The sequence below is a fragment of the Peribacillus sp. Bi134 genome, from assembly GCF_918698065.1.
Taxonomy (GTDB): domain Bacteria; phylum Bacillota; class Bacilli; order Bacillales; family DSM-1321; genus Peribacillus.
The window spans coordinates 368992-387800 of the sequence record NZ_CAKKLN010000001.1 but is presented as its reverse complement, the minus strand read 5'-3'; the positions used below and the strand labels follow the sequence as shown (position 1 = coordinate 387800).

The 18809-nt window shown below is 41.0% G+C and carries 17 protein-coding genes and 1 pseudogene; 2 read left to right on the top strand and 16 right to left on the bottom strand.

The features are described 5' to 3' along the window. Positions 1-57: 57 nt before the first annotated feature. The 3 genes and pseudogenes from LQ188_RS01855 to LQ188_RS01845 all read right to left on the bottom strand — a co-directional run bounded on the left by LQ188_RS01855 (position 58) and on the right by LQ188_RS01845 (position 4189). Positions 58-1545, bottom strand: coding sequence for a tagaturonate reductase (locus LQ188_RS01855; protein WP_230175874.1), 1488 nt, complete (start codon positions 1543-1545; stop codon positions 58-60). 80 nt (positions 1546-1625) lie between these two features. Beyond that, complete coding sequence (locus LQ188_RS01850; RefSeq protein WP_101225444.1) at positions 1626-2639, bottom strand: zinc-binding alcohol dehydrogenase family protein; 1014 nt, start codon at positions 2637-2639, stop codon at positions 1626-1628. Between the two features lie 45 nt (positions 2640-2684). Continuing rightward, a pseudogene (locus LQ188_RS01845) lies at positions 2685-4189 on the bottom strand (altronate dehydratase family protein). A 194-nt stretch (positions 4190-4383) separates the two neighbouring features. On the opposite strand from LQ188_RS01845, the gene LQ188_RS01840 reads away from it, so the two are divergent. After that, on the top strand, positions 4384-5250 hold the full coding sequence (locus LQ188_RS01840; protein ID WP_230175873.1) for an AraC family transcriptional regulator: 867 nt from the start codon (positions 4384-4386) through the stop codon (positions 5248-5250). Between the two features lie 68 nt (positions 5251-5318). Here LQ188_RS01840 and LQ188_RS01835 read toward each other — a convergent pair whose 3' ends face one another. From LQ188_RS01835 to LQ188_RS01800, 8 genes are all read right to left on the bottom strand, one after another. Continuing rightward, on the bottom strand, positions 5319-6560 hold the full coding sequence (locus LQ188_RS01835; RefSeq protein ID WP_101225447.1) for an MFS transporter: 1242 nt from the start codon (positions 6558-6560) through the stop codon (positions 5319-5321). A gap of 159 nt (positions 6561-6719) precedes the next feature. Continuing rightward, positions 6720-7721, bottom strand: a complete 1002-nt coding sequence (locus tag LQ188_RS01830) for a substrate-binding domain-containing protein (RefSeq protein ID WP_230175872.1) — start codon at positions 7719-7721, stop codon at positions 6720-6722. A 186-nt stretch (positions 7722-7907) separates the two neighbouring features. Continuing rightward, positions 7908-8744 carry an SDR family oxidoreductase gene (locus LQ188_RS01825; RefSeq protein WP_230175871.1) on the bottom strand — a complete coding sequence of 279 codons (837 nt, stop codon included), beginning with the start codon at positions 8742-8744 and terminating at the stop codon, positions 7908-7910. Beyond that, entirely contained in the window at positions 8741-9817 is a 1077-nt protein-coding gene (gene uxuA / locus LQ188_RS01820; protein ID WP_101225450.1) for a mannonate dehydratase, read from the bottom strand. Before uxuA ends, LQ188_RS01825 begins: the two co-directional genes overlap by 4 nt. Before the next feature lie 12 nt (positions 9818-9829). Next, on the bottom strand, positions 9830-10450 hold the full coding sequence (locus LQ188_RS01815) for a bifunctional 2-keto-4-hydroxyglutarate aldolase/2-keto-3-deoxy-6-phosphogluconate aldolase (RefSeq protein WP_101225451.1): 621 nt from the start codon (positions 10448-10450) through the stop codon (positions 9830-9832). A gap of 13 nt (positions 10451-10463) precedes the next feature. Next, positions 10464-11483: a zinc-binding alcohol dehydrogenase family protein gene (locus LQ188_RS01810; RefSeq protein ID WP_101225452.1), complete on the bottom strand. Its 1020-nt coding sequence runs from the start codon at positions 11481-11483 to the stop codon at positions 10464-10466. An 8-nt stretch (positions 11484-11491) separates the two neighbouring features. Then, positions 11492-12502: an ureidoglycolate dehydrogenase gene (gene allD, locus LQ188_RS01805; RefSeq protein WP_101225453.1), complete on the bottom strand. Its 1011-nt coding sequence runs from the start codon at positions 12500-12502 to the stop codon at positions 11492-11494. Between the two features lie 26 nt (positions 12503-12528). Next, positions 12529-13485 (bottom strand): sugar kinase, encoded by a 957-nt coding sequence (locus LQ188_RS01800; RefSeq protein ID WP_230175870.1) that lies wholly within the window; start codon positions 13483-13485, stop codon positions 12529-12531. A 393-nt stretch (positions 13486-13878) separates the two neighbouring features. On the opposite strand from LQ188_RS01800, the gene LQ188_RS01795 reads away from it, so the two are divergent. Beyond that, positions 13879-14796 carry a DMT family transporter gene (locus LQ188_RS01795; RefSeq protein ID WP_101225455.1) on the top strand — a complete coding sequence of 306 codons (918 nt, stop codon included), beginning with the start codon at positions 13879-13881 and terminating at the stop codon, positions 14794-14796. A 377-nt stretch (positions 14797-15173) separates the two neighbouring features. Here the strand turns inward: LQ188_RS01795 and LQ188_RS01790 are convergent, their stop codons facing one another. Genes LQ188_RS01790 through larE form a run of 5 tightly spaced genes read right to left on the bottom strand, consistent with a single transcriptional unit; the run spans position 15174 to position 18771 of the window. Then, positions 15174-15812: a DUF4833 domain-containing protein gene (locus LQ188_RS01790; protein ID WP_230175869.1), complete on the bottom strand. Its 639-nt coding sequence runs from the start codon at positions 15810-15812 to the stop codon at positions 15174-15176. After that, entirely contained in the window at positions 15809-16285 is a 477-nt protein-coding gene (larC, locus tag LQ188_RS26730; RefSeq protein ID WP_137017611.1) for a nickel insertion protein, read from the bottom strand. The genes LQ188_RS01790 and larC (LQ188_RS26730) overlap by 4 nt, the downstream gene beginning before the upstream one ends. Further along, on the bottom strand, positions 16282-17208 hold the full coding sequence (gene larC, locus LQ188_RS26725; protein WP_253074056.1) for a nickel insertion protein: 927 nt from the start codon (positions 17206-17208) through the stop codon (positions 16282-16284). The genes larC (LQ188_RS26730) and larC (LQ188_RS26725) overlap by 4 nt, the downstream gene beginning before the upstream one ends. Next, complete coding sequence (gene larB, locus LQ188_RS01780; RefSeq protein WP_101225459.1) at positions 17189-17959, bottom strand: nickel pincer cofactor biosynthesis protein LarB; 771 nt, start codon at positions 17957-17959, stop codon at positions 17189-17191. The genes larC (LQ188_RS26725) and larB overlap by 20 nt, the downstream gene beginning before the upstream one ends. Further along, positions 17956-18771, bottom strand: a complete 816-nt coding sequence (gene larE / locus LQ188_RS01775) for an ATP-dependent sacrificial sulfur transferase LarE (protein WP_101225460.1) — start codon at positions 18769-18771, stop codon at positions 17956-17958. The genes larB and larE overlap by 4 nt, the downstream gene beginning before the upstream one ends. Positions 18772-18809: the final 38 nt, after the last annotated feature.

The window sequence follows — 18809 nt, the reverse complement described above, 5'->3', positions numbered from 1 at the left end:
TAGATAGTAATGTTATTCATGAACTTAACCTTGTCCAAATCCTTTCAACGGATAATTTCAATCAATCATCCCTTCTAGATATTGGCATAATTCGTTGCCAAGGTTAGGGATACCGCTCAAATCCTTCCCCCATAGATATTGATTACTCAAAGTTGCCTCTACCAATTGTCTAAGCGGGATTTCTTCCCTCTCATAACGAAGCCATTGTTCCCTGAAAAATTCAATTGCCTTTATATCATCTCTAACGACATAGACTTTACCCGCAAAGCTTTTACCAATATAACTCCCCTTGTTTTCGTTAACCCTATAAAATCGGATCAGGCCCGAAAAACCTTTTACGATACAGTCGGGCAGCCTGCCTTTCGCCTTATGATATTCCTCCAAGGTAGGCAGGAGACGGGCCTTGAACTTCGAAATACTGTTCAGCGAGATATCGGCCAGGAGGTGATGTACAAAAGGATTCTTAAATCGCTCAAGAACACTTTCCCCATATTGCATCATCTCATTTTGATCAAAAGGTAATGAAGGAATTATTTCCTTTTCGATGGCATTGCTCAGAAATTGGCTGAATTCCGGATGATCGATTGCCTGTTTTACTTCTTCCAATCCAGATAAAATGCCTAAAGGAGCCAACAAGGTATGTGAACCATTAAGTATCCTTACCTTCCTCATTTGATAAGGTGTCAAATCTTTTACCCAATGCACATTTAAGCCGGATTGTTGTAAAGGAAGACGTTGATCAATACAAGGGTCACCTTCAATAGCCCATAAATGGTAGGGTTCTGCCGTATTTAACAGAGTATCCCTGTATCCCCATTCAGCAAATAGGTTGTCCGACTCATTGGCTGGAAATCCTGTAACGATACGGTCTACAAGCGAGTTTAGGAATAGGTTGTCCCGGTCCACCCACTCCATGAATGGCTTTGGTAAATCCCAATCCCTGCTATGCTTAAGAACATATTGCTTCAATGAATCACCATTTCTCTCTAAAAGCTCACATGGAAGCATGATCAGTCCCTTTTTCGCATCCCCGTTGAAATGCAGATAACGATGATACAAAAAAGCAGTCAGCTTTCCTGGAAAAGATTCAATCGGCTTTCCTTCTTCCAAAGGAATCGGCTGGTATTTGAGTCCTGCTTCAGTCGTGTTGGAAACTACAAATTCCAATTCAGGATTTTCTGATAGTGCTAAAAATTCCATCCATTCTTCATATGGATCAATTACCTTTGAAAAAACGGAAATGATCTCTGTATGTTCCACTTTCCCGCCTTGGTGAAAACCACGTAACATTAATGTATACATTCCATCTTGCCGCTTTACTTCCTCTATTTTCCCTTTTCCGGCGGGGCGGGGCTGGGTAACTGCAATACTTCCCATGAAATGTCCTTGTTTATTACATTCATGAATCATCCAATCAAAGAAGCCTCGAAGAAAATTCCCCTCCCCTATTTGCAATACTTTCATGGGAAGTTCCATCATATGTGAATATTGGGCAGCGTTTGTATCTTTACTCAGATGCTTCAGTTGACTTTTATTTAGGTTCATGATCAAGGAACTCCTTTCTAATAGAAATATCCAATTCGGATTGCGTTTTATGTGGTTTCCTTATGACAGCGTACTAATGTTCATATTTCGACAATGGCCTTGATCACTTTAGCTTCAGGAGTTAACCAACCTTCAAACTGATTGATCATTTCATCCAAATGTGTGCGGTGGGTAATATACTGGCTCATATCCAACAAATCATTTTTCAGCGTATTCACGACATAATCAAAGTCATCCCTTGTTGCATTGCGGCTTCCCATTAATGTAAGCTCTTTACTGTGGAATTCAGGGTCATTAAAGGAAATATCCGCTTTAACCAAACCTACATAAATCAATCTTCCGCCGTGAGCAGGGTATTTAAATGAATCCATCATTGACTTAGCATTACCTGTCGCATCGAATACCACGCTTGGCATATCTCCATTCGTCAATTGGGCTAATTTCTCCATTGGATTCTCCAAAACATTCAAAGTATAATCGGCATTTGCCCATTTGCCGGCAAACGCAAGGCGTTCATCATTTACATCCATTGCGATCACCTTAGCACCCTGTTCTTTAGCGAATGCCATGACTCCCAAGCCAATTGGCCCAGCACCTATTACAAGTGCAAATTCCCCTTTATGAATAGCAGCGCGCCTAACTGCGTGAGCCCCTATACTTAAAGGCTCTATCATTGCGGATTGGTCAAGTGTGAGACCCTCGGTTCTCACCAAATGATTATAAGGAACCGTAATCCACTCACTCATGCCGCCTTCAGCATGTACACCCAACACTTTCATATCCGTACAGCAATTCGTTTTTCCACTTCTGCAAGCCAGGCATTCTCCACATTCCATATAGGGGATGATCGATACTTGATCCCCGACATTAAGCCCAGATTCATTTTCCGGTATCGACTCAATAAAACCGGATAATTCATGGCCAAGTATTCGAGGATAGCTAAAAAAGGGTTGATTGCCTCCATAGGCATGAATATCCGTTCCGCATATACCTATGCGCCGCACACGAATCAAAGCTTCCCCTGAGTTTGGAACTGGTTTTTCCGACTGTATCATCTTAAATTCAAAAGGTTGTTCACAAACGATACTTTTCACTGAATAACACTCCTTTTTAATAGCTTGATAGAAATTGTGTATGTATTAGAGAATGACTCCTTCTTTAAAGATGCTTATCTCCCTATATCCGAATTTTTCATTATTCGTTTTCTTTTTACCTGTTGAAAGCTCAAGAATGTAATGGAATAAATCGTCCTTTAATTCATCGATCTTTTGACCTTCTATCAACCGCCCGGCATTATAATCAATCCAGTGCTTTTTACGATCGGCTAAATCCGAATTCGTAGCTATTTTTACAGTAGGCACGGGTCCCCCAAACGGCGTTCCCCTTCCCGTAGTGAATAGAACGATATGTGCGCCGGCTGCTGCCAAAGCCGTCACCGAAATCAGGTCATTGCCAGGAGAATTGATTAAATTCAAACCATGCTTCTCTACTCGTTGTCCATATGGGCTTACATCCACTATAGTGGCATGGCCCCCTTTTTGTGTACATCCAAGTGATTTTTCCTCCAGTGTACTTATGCCGCCTTCCTTGTTTCCAGGTGAAGGGTTTTCATAAATTTCCTGATCATGGCGAATGAAATACTGTTTGAAATCATTAATAAGGCCAACGATTTTCTTAAAGGTTTCTTCATCCCTTGCCCTGTTCATCAATATCGTTTCCGCTCCAAACATCTCAGGAACCTCTGTCAATATCGTGGTCCCGCCATTTTCCACTATTAAGTCGGAAACCGCACCAACCAATGGATTAGCGGTAATGCCTGAAAAACCATCGGAACCACCGCACTTCAAGCCTATTTTCAACTTTGAAACTGGTACGGTCTGGCGTACGAACCTTTCCGCATATTCCACTAATTCCCCCATTAAACGTAAGCCGCTCTCCAATTCATCTTGAACCTCCTGGGCTTTTAAAAATTTAATCCGATTAGGAGGAAATTCGCCTATGACTTCTTTAAATGCTTCGATTTGATTGTTCTCACACCCTAATCCCACAACTAAAACCCCTGCTGCATTTGGATGTTGAGCCAAGGCTGCCAATAGTTTCTGCGTATGGGTCAAATCATCTCCCAATGAGAACAACCGTAGGGGTGGGAAAAGTGATGAATCCCATCGATTTGACGATCTTTAAACTGCTCATTGCCCATTTTAGCGAGAAGTTCACATGTTTTATTGATGCAGCCTACCGTATTGATTATCCAGATTTCATTCCGGATACCTACTTCCCCATTTTCACGGATATATCCATGGAAGGTATGATTTTGACTTGGCTCATTTGTATCTTGAATGCTAGGTTGATAGGAATAATCCAATATACCATGCAAACCGGATGCTAGATTATGGGTGTGAACCCAATCGCCAATGGAGATATCTTCTTTAGCTTTTCCGATCGAGTAGCCAAATTTGATTACGTCCTCCCCTCGTTTAACCGGTTTCACTAACATTTTATGCCCTTTAGGAATGTCGTCATTTGCCTTGATATGGATCATTCCACTGTCTTCTGTTTGAATCTGGAAGCTCTGTCCTTTATGAATTCCCTCCAAGGAAATAACAACATCATCATTTGAATGCAATTGAACATATTTATTCATTTTGTCCCTCCTTATCATGAGTAAGACGTTCAGAACCAAACGTCAATTCATTCCGAAAGCCCTTTCATTTTTTCCTTGAATTTTTTAATTTTTAAATCTATTTTAATTTTAACATCAATTTATGAGATATAAATTGCGTTTTTTGCTATAAATATACTCATTCTTGTTGTATTATACTTTCAGGAGATGAACAAATGAAAAAAATTCATAATGCATTAAACCATGATTTACTCTTCCCATTCTCATTTGTCTATCAAGATACGAAAACTCCCCAGAATGAATTGTCCGATCATATGCATGACTATTATGAAATTGTTTATGTTTATAACGGTAAAGGGACCTTTTTTATCGGTGATGTGTTTTATGATATGCAGCAAGGGGATGTATTCCTGATCCCGAATAATACCATTCATAGAGCATTACCGAATAAGGACGACCCTGTCACCTCCACCATTATCTTTTTCAGTCCCACATTAATATATAAAGATGTGGTTGATGATTCTTTTTCATATTTACACTTGTTTGATCTGACAAAAAAGAGTAAGAATTACAAAATATCATTGCCGCAGAAGGAACAAGTAAAGTTGGAGGAACAGCTACAGCTCATCCTGCAAGAAACAACTAGCCAATTAATAGGCTCGAGGCATGCTTGTTTGCTGATCGTTCATCAGATCATACTTGATTTATACCGTACCCGGATAAATGGCAAAGAGGATTTATCCGAGGGCAGCTATAGCTCAGAATGGATCAAAGATATTTTAATCTATATTAATGAACATATTGATGAACCATTAACACTGACGGCACTTGCACAAAAAGCTTTGGTCAGTCCCGCTCACTTCAGCAGAGTTTTTAAGGAAACGACTGGAATTGGCTTAATCGTGTATCTAAACACGAAAAGAATCATCAAGGCAAAGGAACTTTTGCTGGAAACGAATCACACCATTGCACATATTGCTGAAATGTGTGGTTTTGAAAGCATGCCCCAATTTTATCGTACCTTTAAGAAATACAATGAAAAGACACCAGCTACATTTCGAAAAGAAAATCGTATTCGCTAGGCGTGCCTAATACAAATGAAAAATGGAAGTGTCTTCCCTTTGGGAGACACTTCCATTCTAACAATCTATTACGCAGGCTTTACTATCGGTCGTACAAAACGGATGACTGCAAGCGATGCAACGATGGCCAATCCACCAGCAAGCAAGAATGCAACTGTGTATGTGCCTGAGGTATCGACAATGTATCCTGTTAACGTCGGTCCGATGATTCCTGCTGTATTTGCCAAGAAATGCATAAAACCTCCAACAGATCCAACATTACCAGGGTCTACGACATCGTTGACGATTGCCCAGTAAATGGCACCAGTCAAATATAGGAAGAAGACGGAAAGTGCTACAAGCGTTACCGCACTGACCGTCGTGGATACAAGTCCGGCAAAACCGATACATACTGCCGATAAGAACAAGCATGTTACAAGCACGAGTTTACGTGAGAATAAAACACCTTTTTGAGCGAATTTTTTAAAGAAGAAATCCGACACGAATCCACCCAAAGCAAGTCCGATGAATCCAAAGATCCAAGGAATCACTGTAATGATACTCATATTTTCCACACTTAGGCCGCGTGCATCCACCAAATAGCTTGGGAACCAAGTTAAGAAAAAGAAGAGAATATAGTTGTAGGAGAAAAAGGCTAGAGCTGTAAATAAAACAGTTTTTTGTTTTAAATAAAAGGTGAATTTCACCTTTCCTTCCGATGTTGCCGCTACATAAGATTTTCCTGTATGTTTCTGTTCTTTTGACTCTTGTGGTTTTTCTTTAACGAACTTCCACCAGCAAATCGCCCAAATAAGACCAATTATCATTATGGCAATGAAAGAAACTCTCCATCCATATGAGATGGCAATGAATCCAACTATTGGACCTGCGATTGCGCCACCAAGCGGAGTCCCGCTATTCGTCAGACCAACGACAGATGCCCGTTGATTTGACGGGAACCAGTTATTCACCATTTTATTGATGGTTGCTGAAAGAGGGCCTTCGCCCATCCCAAACAAGATGCGGATGACTATCATACTGGCAAAACCGACAGCAAGCACAAGTGCACCACTGAATAATGACCAAACAATCATTGCCACGAAAAGCGTAAGCTTTGCTCCCCATTTATCGGACGCCATGCCTCCAAGGAAGTTAAATACGGCATAACCAACTGAAAAGCTACTAAAGATAATTCCCATCTGTGTTGCTGTTAGGGATAAATCATCTTGGATGAACGGAGCTGCAATGGATAGTGCAGATCGGTCCAGATAATTTATTACCCCTGCCAAGAACAAGAAAACGATAACCATTCCTCTACCATTTGAAAACATAAAGAACCCCCCTATACGTTTCTATAAATGCAGCAGCATTTTTGGAAACGTTTCCATTTAATAACCAAGAGTAAAACCTATATGACCCAAAAACTAAATCGGTTTAGAATCCCCGTAAAAAAAGCGCTTTCTTTTTCACAGGAATTCTTACATCCGAATCTAGCAAGAATTCCTTGAAAGCAAAGTCGGTTTCAAGCGATGGACGCTTGTATCCTCTTTTCCTGATTTATTGATTTGACTAAGCAGTAACTCTGCTGCCAAGTTTGCCATTTCAATGGCCGGCTGATTAACCGTTGTGATGGTCGGTGTATAGAAACTGGCATAAGGAACATCATCGATTCCTATGACCGCTATGTCATCAGGTATATTGATTTCGTGCTGTTTCATATAACGCAATACTTCATTAAGTACGATATCATTTCCTGCCAAAATGGCTTGAGGCGGCTTTTCCAATTCGAAAAATTCTGAAAGTGCAACCGGAATTTCATCTGCATTCACAGTTTTAATATATTCTGAATTGAATGGTATCCCATGTGACGCGAGTGAATCCTTGTACCCTTTGATCCGTTCGATTCGAGGACTGATATCGCGTATTATTGAAGTGGTTATGATTGCAATGTTTTCAAAACCCTTTTCAATAAACCGATCGACCGCTAACTTGGAAGCAAGGTGATTATCGAGCATGACTGTAGCAATATCCAATTCTTCGATCGTCCTATCCATGAAAACAATCGGGAATTGATCACTCTTCATACGTTGATATAAATCAAGATTGTCCCCTGTGGGGAAAATGATGATCCCATCCACTTGTTTAGCCCTTAGCATTTCAATATAATTCTTTTCCTTTTCAGGATTGTCATCTGCATTGCAAACGATAATGTGGAACCCTTGTTCATAAAAGTAGTTTTCTATAGCTCTAATAACTTGCGTTGAAAACGTGTGAAGGATATTGGCAACCACTACCCCAACGGTAAAAGTGGATTTTTGTTTTAAACTGCGCGCTATTATATTAGGCTGATAGTTTAACTCTTCTATTGTTTCTTCAATCTTTTTCCTTGTTTTTTCACTCATATATTCATAGCGTTTGTTCAGGTATTGGGAAACTGTGCTTTTTGATACTTTCGCGTGATTGGCGACATCAGTAATTGTAATGGTTTTCATTTCATTCATTCCTGTCGTGTGATTTCAATTTTTTCTGCCTAATACCAAAATGGCTTATATATAAGGAATATTCTATTATAATAAGTAAAGCTTTACAATCACCATCTGATGCAGTAAAAAGACAATTTCCCAACCCGTTGAACTAATTTAAACCTTAACTTGTTCGCCTTTTTATTGGACCTGGCTTCAGACGCCCGAATATGCCATGAAGCCCCCATCGACCGGTACCGTAATTCCTGTGACAAAGCCCGAATAGGATTCATCAACGAGCCAAAGCAATGTACCAAGTAAATCTTCAGGCTGCCCGAAACGCTTCATGGGTGTTGAAGTAATGATTTTATCAGACCTTGCCGTCAGGCTGCCATCTTCATTAAGCAAAAGATCCCGATTTTGCTTCGTCAAAAAGAAACCTGGAGCAATGGCATTCACCCGTAAACCTTCTTCGGCAAAATGGACAGCCATCCACATGGTAAAATTATTTATCGAAGCTTTGGCGGCACTATAAGCTGGTACTTTAGTCATTGGAGCGTAGGCGCTCATGGAAGATATATTTACGATAACTGGTGCTTCCACTTGCAATAATTCTTTTCCAAAAACCTGACTTGCCAAAAATGTACCGGTAAAATTACTGGCAAAAACTTGGGAGAAACCATCCTCATCCAGATCAAAAAATGATTTTCCTTCTGCTTCTTCCCCATATTTCTCTGGAGCAGTAATGGCATCAGGATGATTGCCACCCGCTCCATTTATTAATAGATCCACTCTTCCGAACGTATCAATTATTTTCCCTCTTGCATCCTCCAATGAGGTTCTATTCAAAACATCTGCCGCGATTGATATCGCAGTTCCCCCTGCTTGTTCAATGAGTTCGACCACTTCTTGACCTTTTTCTGCCGTTCTGTTCAATATAGCTATCTTGACACCATGACGGGCCAATTCCACAGCCATTTTGGAACATAAAACACCGCTGCCCCCAGTGATGACTGCCACCCTGTTCGTTAAGTTTTCATGTATGGGGATCATGATTCCCCACCTGATTTACCAGCTTCATATGCATCCCATAATCCGAGCAAATACATGATTCCCAATGCTCGGTCATATAAACCGTATCCAGGGCGGCAATCTTCACCCCATATATGGCGGCCATGATCCGGTCTGACATAACCAGTATAATTTTGCTTATTCAATTCTTCCACGACGCCCTGTATATTGATGGATCCATCCTGGGTATGATGGGATGTTTCCACAAAGTCGCCATTTTCATAAATCTTCACATTTCTTATATGGGAGAAAGGCGAACGGTTTGCATACTTTTTAGCCACTTGGACCATATCATTTTCAGGGTTTGCCCCCATCGAGCCTGTACACATGGTGAACGCATTCGACGGTGAATCCGAAATCGAGATCAGTTTTTCATAGCTCGACTCTCCGGTGATGATTCTTGGCAAGCCAAAAATGGACCATGGCGGATCATCCGGGTGTATTGCCATTTTTATACCGCAAGCCTCGGCAACAGGTAATATTTCTTTTAGGAATATTTCAAGATTCGCCCACAGCTGCTCTTCGTCCACAGTTTTATAAGCTTCGAATAATTCAGAGATTTGATCCATCTTTTCTGGTTCCCAACCTGGTAAAGTTAAATCTGAGGCTTCCGTTACCGTACGAATTAAATCTTGTGGATCTAACGTATCCACTTTCGCCTTTTCATAAAACAGGGCAGTTGAGCCATCTTCCAAAGGATGGAACATTTCAGTCCGAGTCCAATCAAAAATCGGCATGAAGTTATAACAAATGACTTTCACTCCAGCTTCCGAAAGATTCCGGATCGTCTCTTTGTATTTCTCTATATATATCATGCGATCTTCGTTACCCAATTTAATCGATTCATGGACATTTACACTTTCTACGACATCCGTGTGAAAACCAAATGATTGGATATACTCGATTTCTTTTTTAATTTCTTCCTTTTCCCATACCTCACCAACAGGTTTTTGGTGAAGTGCCCAGACGATCCCTTTCACTCCAGGAATCTGTTTAATGTGCTCCAATGAAACGGTATCATTGTCTTTCCCGTACCATCTAAATGTAATGTTCATCATGCACCTCCGTCATTCCGCAATTTTCTGCATGTATTTTCTGCTTAACTCCACTGCGGCCTCATAGCCGCCATTCTGATAGGCTTTGTTCAAGTCACTGCCGATACCGATTGCTACCGCGCCTGCATTAAGCCAGTCCTTCATGTTATCTAAATTTATTCCGCCTGTTGGCATGATCCTTACATTGGGCAGTGGTCCATTAACCGACTTGATGAAAGAAGGTTCGAAATGGTTTGCCGGAAATAACTTTAAAACATCACAACCTGCTTCCAATGATGTAGCCATTTCTCTAATTGTCATGCAACCAGGCATATAGGGAATGCCGTATCGATTACATAGTTCGGCTACTCCATTGACAAAATAGGGACTGACGATAAAATTGGCGCCAGCTAAAATCGCATGTCGTGCCGTTTCAGAATCAAGTACCGAGCCTGCCCCTAAGAGTGCTTCCGTATTTTGCAGTTCTTTGAAAGCTTCTTCAATTCCCGGTGTTGTATAAGTCAATTCGATTGCCCGAACACCTCCTTCTACAGCAGCGTTAGACAGCTGTACCGCCTCTTTTGCATCCTGTCCCCGGATAACAGCTACAACTTTCGTTTCCGTTATTTGATGTATGATTGAGTGTTTATCCATGACTCCTACCCCCTTAATTAAAAACGATGATCGCTTTTCGAACTTGTTCGGGATGATTTTCAACAAAATTAAATGCTTCCTGGATATCATCGAGCGAAAATGTATGGGTGACTAAACCTTCATGTCTGAGTTTGCCTTCATTCAAAAGCTTAACCACTTTTGGAAACTGGTCGGTTTGCAATCTAGATCCTTTCACAGATACTTCCTTTTTAGTGATTGGAAGCTGGGAAATAGCTGAAGGACGTTCATCAAAACCGAGTACGACAATCCGCCCGGCCGTTGACACTACATCAAAGGACAATTCAAAGGTCATCGGCAAGCATACTGCATCAATGACGACGTTGGCCCCTTCCCCATTCGTCCATTCTTCCACTCGTTTTTGAACATCTTCCTTTCCCGCATGTACAGTGATATCAGCGCCGCTTTCTTTAGCGAATTCCAAACGCTCATCACTTAAATCCGTGATCATCACAGATGCTCCTTGAAGCTTTGCCATCTTTAAAATGCATATCCCAATAGGTCCAGCTCCCTGGATTAGCACGGTTTCCCCTTCCTCGACTTCGCCTCTCCAAACGGCCTGTGCTCCAATTGTGTATGGCTCCGCCAATACTATTTCATCCCAAGCTAAAGCGGAATCCACAACATGTAATTGTTTCTCGGGAAGGACGAACCATTCCCTCAACCCACCATCTTCATGCACGCCAAAAACGGAAAGTTTTTCACAAACATTTTGGCGTCCTTTGCGGCAGGCGTAACACTCACCGCAATAACTGATGGGCTCAATAACAACGTGGTCCCCAACTTTTATGCCCGCGACGCCTTGACCTATCTCCACAACTTCTCCCGCTACTTCATGCCCAACGACCCGCGGCAAAGTTGCAAGAGGATTGGTGCCATGGTAAATATGCATATCCGATCCGCAAATCCCGACTCTTTTTACTTTTACAAGGACATCCGTCGAGTTCGAAATCCGTGGTTTTTCAACTTCTTGAATGATAAGTTCATGAGCTTTACGTACTTGAACCGCTTTCATTTCCCCACCTACTTTGTAAGAAATTCATAAACACTTGATGCTATCGTAATACCTTGTTTCAGGTTTTTTTCTTCATTGATTTGTTCGATCTCACCCGGTACATATACGCGATCGAACCCTGGAGCAGGTTCAACCTGTTGCAGCTCTTCGATCATTTGATCCATTTGCTCTAGAAATATATCAGTATCCGTAAAGAACGAAGGATTAATTACACAAAAATAATGTCCCAGCTTCCGTTTCTTATCAAGATCGTCATACATTTTCCCAATGTGCGGGCCAAATGCCGCACCGGCCAATAATCCAGAAAACACATCTACAATTACGGATAGGCCATAGCCTTTCGGGCCTCCGAAAGTGGAAAGGGAAACGACTTTATTCGGGTCTGTGACCGTAGCTCCATTTTCATCCACTCCCCATCCTTCAGGGATTTCCTTTCCCTCTTCCCGTGCCTGGAGGATTTTCCCCAGTGCAACATTGGAAGTTGCCATATCAAGAATAAAGGGTTTCTTCGTTTTGGCAGGAACTCCGTAAGCGATTGGGTTGGTACCAAGAAAAGAAGTTTTCCCTCCGAATGGGACCACAATTTTATCGGTATGTGACATTGCGATTCCAATCAACTTTGCTTCAGCGGCTTTTTGAACGAAATAGCTTAGTGCTCCGCAATGGCTGCTATTAAAAACAGTCACCATGCCCACGCCATTATCTCTGGCCATTTCGATCGCATGGTCCATGGCCACGTCGCTGATCACATGACCAAATCCATCATCTCCATCAACTACACCGGTAACGGGTCCTGTCTTTTGAAAGGAAATCTGTGCATCGGGATTTATTCCTCCTGCCTGTAAACGGTTCACATAATGCTCTGTTCGTAAAACACCATGGGAATTGACATTTCTAAGATCGGCATGAACCAATACTTCCGCGATTTTCCCGGCATTTTCTTCATTTAAACCCACTTTGGTCAGCTGTTGTATGACTAATCGTTTTGCTTCCTCCGCTTGAATCGTTACTGTTGCCATTTCATTCCCTCGTTTCTTTCAGTCATCTATCTTTCTATAACGGCCTCATTCTGTATGAAAGGCATTACTTCATCCAAATACGGTAATCCTTCATTGTCCCCAGCAACAGTTGTGACAAGAGCTCCTACACCATTTGCGAATGTTAATCTTTCATCAATGGATAAGCCATGAAGATATCCGTAAATATAGCCGGCATCATAACCATCTCCCGCTCCAACAGTGTCCAGGGGTATAACAGGGAAGGCTTCTTTTTCATGCCATTCATTTTTGGTATATAGTTTTGAACCATGTTTCCCGTCCTTGATGACAAGTTGATCAATGTCATTCACCTTCGCGAATTTTGCCAAAGATTCTTTTGAGTCAGTTCCGATGATCAATCTTATTTCATCCAAACCTGTAAGCAAAATATCAACATATGGAAAAATATCATAATAAACTGATCTTGCTTCCTCGATTGACCATAGCTTTAAGCGAATATTCGGATCAAAGGAAACAGGTATATTTTTTTGTTTTGCAATGTCCATTACCCTCTTGGCAATATCCACATTTTGGGGATCTATAGCCAAAAATACTCCAGTAAGATGGACTATATCAATCTCTTCAAGCATCTTTTCTGTTATATCTTCCGGTTTTAAAGTTAAAATCGGAGATTGATAGCGGTAATAAAATGTCTTTCCGGAACCATCTTCCCGGATTTCTTTAAAGTTAAGGGATGTTGGATATCCATTTACAAAGGCAACATCACTCATGTCCACGCCTTCCCCACGAGCGAAATTATAGATAACTCTGCCGAACTCGTCCTTGCCTAAACGACTTATCCATTTTGCCCGCATGCCTAGCCTTGCACAGCCAATTGCAAAATTCAGTTCTGCGCCTCCTACTTTTCGCTCAAAACGGGTTACGAATCTTAAAGGTCCTGTTTCTTCCGGATTTAGCGTAATCATGGCGTCGCCCAGCGTTAAAACACCATATTTTGATGACAATACAGTACCTCCTTCTTTCGAACAATCACAAATAAAAAGAAAAACATTTGATCATATCACTTTCATTAAGCTTTATTGATAAATCGATTTAGTTAATTACTAAACCGGTTTGGTAAATCATAAGGAAATTGTAAATGAAAACCCTACCAAAAACAATAGAAAAGTTAGATAATTTGTAATTTTATTTTTATTTGATTATATTTCAGCTAAATTTATGATAAAAAACCATATTAAGGTAAATCAGAAGGGGTTATTTCTTCCCTCTTTTTTTAATGATTAAGAGCTTCTGATTTTTCATCCTTGGGCTTTCAATCAAATTTTACTCTTTGCTATTAATTTAGTGAAAGTTGTATAATATATCAATTGTTAAATAAGTTTGAAAGGTTGTTTGGAATGAGTTTTTTGAAAATATACATCTTACTTACCGGAATAATGATCACGTGGGGGTTAAATGTCTCAGTTATTAAAATTTTAGTTGCGCATACGCAGCCAGTAACGATCACTTCATTGAGAATTTTTACTGCTTCTCTTATCGTCATTATTATTCTTTTCTTCTTTGGATTAATACGTCTTCCTAAAAAAAGTGAACTTCTTTACGTTTTTGGAGGAGCACTTTTGAGTGTCGTTTTTCATCATTATTTTTTAGCCGAGGGATTGACGAAGACTTCAGCCTCGAATGCTGGACTGATTCTGGGCATGGGGCCAATATTGACTGTCATCTTGACCATGATATTCTTTCGTAAAAAGCCCACTTTAATCCGGCTTCTTGGCTTTATATGCGGTGCTCTGGGCGTGAGTTTTACCGTTATGGCAGGAAGTGGAGGACTTCATTCCATTAATCTGGGAGATGTGGATATTCTCCTTTCCATTCTTTCACAGGCACTGAGTTTCATACTCATTAATAAAGCCTCAAAAACAATGGATCCACGATTATTAACCGGCTACATGATGCTTATCGGGTCTTTTATTCTTTTTGCCATCAGCTTATGGAAGGAACCAGAGGGCTTATCTTCACTGGCAACGGCACCGCCATCCATCTGGGGAGCTTTCTTGTTCTCCGCTATTTTTGCCACTGCCCTTGGGCACATGAGCTATAATTATGCCATTGGTAAGGTAGGCGCAGCCGAATCATCGATATTTCTTAACTTAAACACCTTATTCTCTTTGTTAGGGGCAGCATTTTTCCTTAATGAAGCCATAGTTCCTGCACATTTCATTGGACTTATATTCATTGTTTCAGGAGTATTGCTTGGCTCCGGTGCAATAGAAATATGGATTCTTCAACGGAAAAATAAACGCATTTCTGCCTAACGGCTACAGCAAAACCTAGATTTCGTGACTTTCTATATAAAAATACTAACAGATCCTACGACACTGCCATTCTTAAAAAAATGGCTTAGCAGTGTCATGGGGTCTTATTTTTATTGTCCATCCCTTCTTCCAACTACAAATAATTGCAGAATAATAATTGGAGATTCATATCCGTTACAATATACCCAGAAATTTGCTTGGACATGTCCATTGAAGTGTGCCCATTAAAACAAGCCTTTTTGTCAGTTTTCTTTCTGAGAAACCTCCTAGAAGACATATTGTCTACTTAATATTGGTTTTGATGAATTAATAAAAATAAAAGAGACTGTCCATGGGTTACAGACAGCCTGAGATTTCAGTCATGCTTATAAAATAAATCAATTAGCCCAGAGCGCAAACAAACCTTCTGTTACACCCAATTTGTATATATAATAAAGTCCGAATGAAAAACTTAAAGCTCCCGCCAGCTTGATGAAGATTCGGTTTAAAACGATGTCCTTTCCATTCAAAGCAAACGGTATGCCTAGTAAAGTTGTAAAGCACAGCATGCCAATAATAGTTCCCGCGCCAAATATTATTATATAGATGGACCCTTGGCCTATTCCGGTTACGGTCGACATCGTTAGAATGACCATTGCGGCACTGCCCGCGAGACCATGGACGAACCCAATTAAAGCAGACACCAAAAAAGGGCGAAATCTATCTTTGTCGTTCGTGATATTAGGGCTAGCCTTAAATAAACTTTTCGCCCCTAGCATAACAAGCATAATGCCAACACCGAATTCCAGCGTCATGCTTAACGACTCTGGAATCTCCCCTTTCATCCAAATGAACATCATACCTATAAGAAACAGCGTACATGTATGACCTATACCCCAATACACCCCCGTTAGAGTGGAACGCGATAATTTTTTCGTATTTCCTGCCGTGGTTGCTACCGCAATAACATGATCCGGCTCTAACGAATGCTTTATCCCTAATATGAATCCAAATGTAAGAATCGACACCAAACTCATTTCTCTACCACCTCCCCGAGACACTTCCACACTTCTTCATACACCCTTTTAAGAGGTATATTGTTCTGTACGGCAATTTTACGGCAATCTTCATATTCAGGTGCCTGCTGCAAGGTCAATCCCTCATGAATCCCTCTCTTCATCGTCACTTCCCCCCATTGAGTATTCACATTGAAAAAAGAGCGCTCAAGCCGGTGCACGGTAAGAGGGTAGTAGCGAATACCGAGAGTCGTCGTTTCAGCAAATAATATCTTCTTCATTTTCGAAATCACCTGCTGTGAACAGAGAAGTTGCAATAATACCCCCGGTCGATTTTTTTTCATAAAGATTGGTGTATAAAATACATCATTTGCTCCTGATTCAAACAACAAATCCATTACATGCCCAAGCCATTCACCGGAAATATCATCTAGATTCACTTCCATTTTCACCATTTGTTCATCAAGATGCTCATGATCAGGTGGGCGCTTCATTGGATCTCCCCTATAATAATGCGTAGGACGTTCGGATGATTTTCGAATGTTTTTGTTCCCGCACCATAGCCAATCGATACGACAGTCATGGGTGGAAGCGAGCCGAAATTTTCAGCTAAAACCGCAGCGATGGCAGCACCGGTCGGCGTTGCTAATTCAGAACGAATATCGTTTGAGGCAATCGGTACCCCCTTTAATATTTCAAGAGTGGCAGGTGCAGGAACAGGATATATTCCGTGATCAATATGTATATGTCCAGATCCCGTTGGAATGGCTGATGACTGAACTGATTCAATACCTAGCTGATCGATTAAAATTGCAGCCCCGATTATATCTATTATTGAGTCTACCGCTCCCACCTCGTGAAAGTGAACTTTATCAAGAGGAAGCCCGTGTATGTGCCCTTCCGCTTCACCAATCTTCTTAAAAATGGCGAGTGACATGTTTGTTACCGATTCATTAAAGTTCGCCTCATTGATAGCTTCTACAATTTGTTTGTAGGTACGGCTGCCGTGATGGTTGTGAGGTACATGGCTATGGTTGTGTTCATGTCCATGACTTTGTTCATGTTCATGGCTATGGTTGTGTTCTTGTCCATGGTTGTGCTCATGTCCATGACTGTGTTCTTGTCCATGACTGTGACTGTGTCCATGACTTTGTTTATGTCCATGACGGTGTTCTTGTCCATGGCTGTGGCTGTGTTCATGTGTTTGCTCTGATTTACTGGTAAGAAAGACATCAAATTTAGTACTTGTAATGCCATTTTTGACGACCTTCCCCCATGACAGATTATATTCTTCATCTATGTTCAGCTTTTTTAACTCTTCTTCCATTTGTACAGGGTCTGCACCTGCATCAATCAACGCACCAATAACCATATCTCCGCTTATGCCGGAAAAGCAGTCAAAATATAAAGTCCTCATCACTATTGACCTCCTTTTTATGTACGAGTTTGTATATAATGGCTGCATTGTAGGCTGCACCAAATCCATTATCTATGTTCACCACACTTACACCCGATGCGCATGAATTGAGCATCGATAAAAGTGCCGATAAACCGTTAAAATTAGCACCGTAACCAATACTTGTCGGCACAGCAATAATTGGATTCGTGACAAGGCCTCCTAACACACTTGGTAGTGCCCCTTCCATCCCCGCAACACAAACTGATACCGTAGCCCCTCGTATCTCGTCAATATTATCAAGAAGGCGGTGCAGTCCAGCAACACCTACATCGTATATACGCCTGACTGGAATACCTAGAGTTTCGGCCGTCACGGCAGCTTCTTCAGCAACGGACAAATCTGATGTCCCGGCGCACACAATTGCAATATATGAATCAACGGATTTCGGCTTTTCTTTAACCCAAGCAAGTGTCCGTGCAATCTCGTTATACTCAAAGTCACTACATTCCTTTTGTACAAATACCGCTTTTTCCCGAGAAATACGAGTCACAAGCACAGAATCATTCCTTGTCCGCAGCGATTGGACAATCGTTAAAATTTGTTCAGCTGTTTTCCCTTCCCCAAACACAATTTCGGGAAAGCCTTGTCTCCTTTTACGATGATGATCGATTTTTACAAACCCTAAATTTTCATAGGATGCAAGTTTTCCCTTCGCTTCCGCAACTGTCAATGAACCCTTTTGAACCTGCTCCAAAATATCGTCAATCATAACATTTCTTCCTTTTTAAGCGCCATATTCATACTTCCGCTTGTATAGCCCGTGAGATCCATTGATACATACTTATAACCAAATTGCTTCAGCCGTTTCGTGATCGCCGCATGGTATTGAAGCACTCGCGGCATATCATCGGGTTCAACTTCAATTCGGGCAGTATCCTCATGGGTCCTGACTCTTACCTGATGAATATCCAGTGATTTTATGTAAGCCTCTGATTTATCAACTTTGGTCAATTTTTCCTTCGTAATGATATCGCCATATGCTATTCGTGAGGATAGGCAAGCAAATGACGGTTTATCCCAGGTTGGCAATCCGGCTTGCTTGGACAATACTCTTATTTCTTCTTTGAATAAATCGGCTTCTAGAAGAGGTCCCCTGATTCCTTTTTCTTTAGCTGCTTTCATGCCTGGACGAAATTCGTTAGCATCATCAGCGATAACTCCATAAATAATATTATTAAATTCATATTCTTCAAGAATAGGAAGCAGATGGTCAAATAAACTACTTTTACAAAAGTAACAGCGATTCTGATTGTTTTCTTTATATCCAGGAATGGCCAACTCCGAAGTTTGAATGACACGATGGTTGGCACCAATCCATTTTGTTAGCATAATGGCTTCATTCAATTCACTCGACGGATAGGTTTCCGAATCTGCTGTAATGGCTAACACATTATCATAACCCAGAGTATCAATAGCGACTTTTAGCAAAAACGTGCTATCCACCCCTCCTGAAAAAGCGACCACAACCGACTCCATTTTTTGGAGAATACCCTGCAGATTACTGTACTTTTCTAGTAACATAGCACTTTTCCCCTTTCTGGTTTGTCTTTAATTTATCT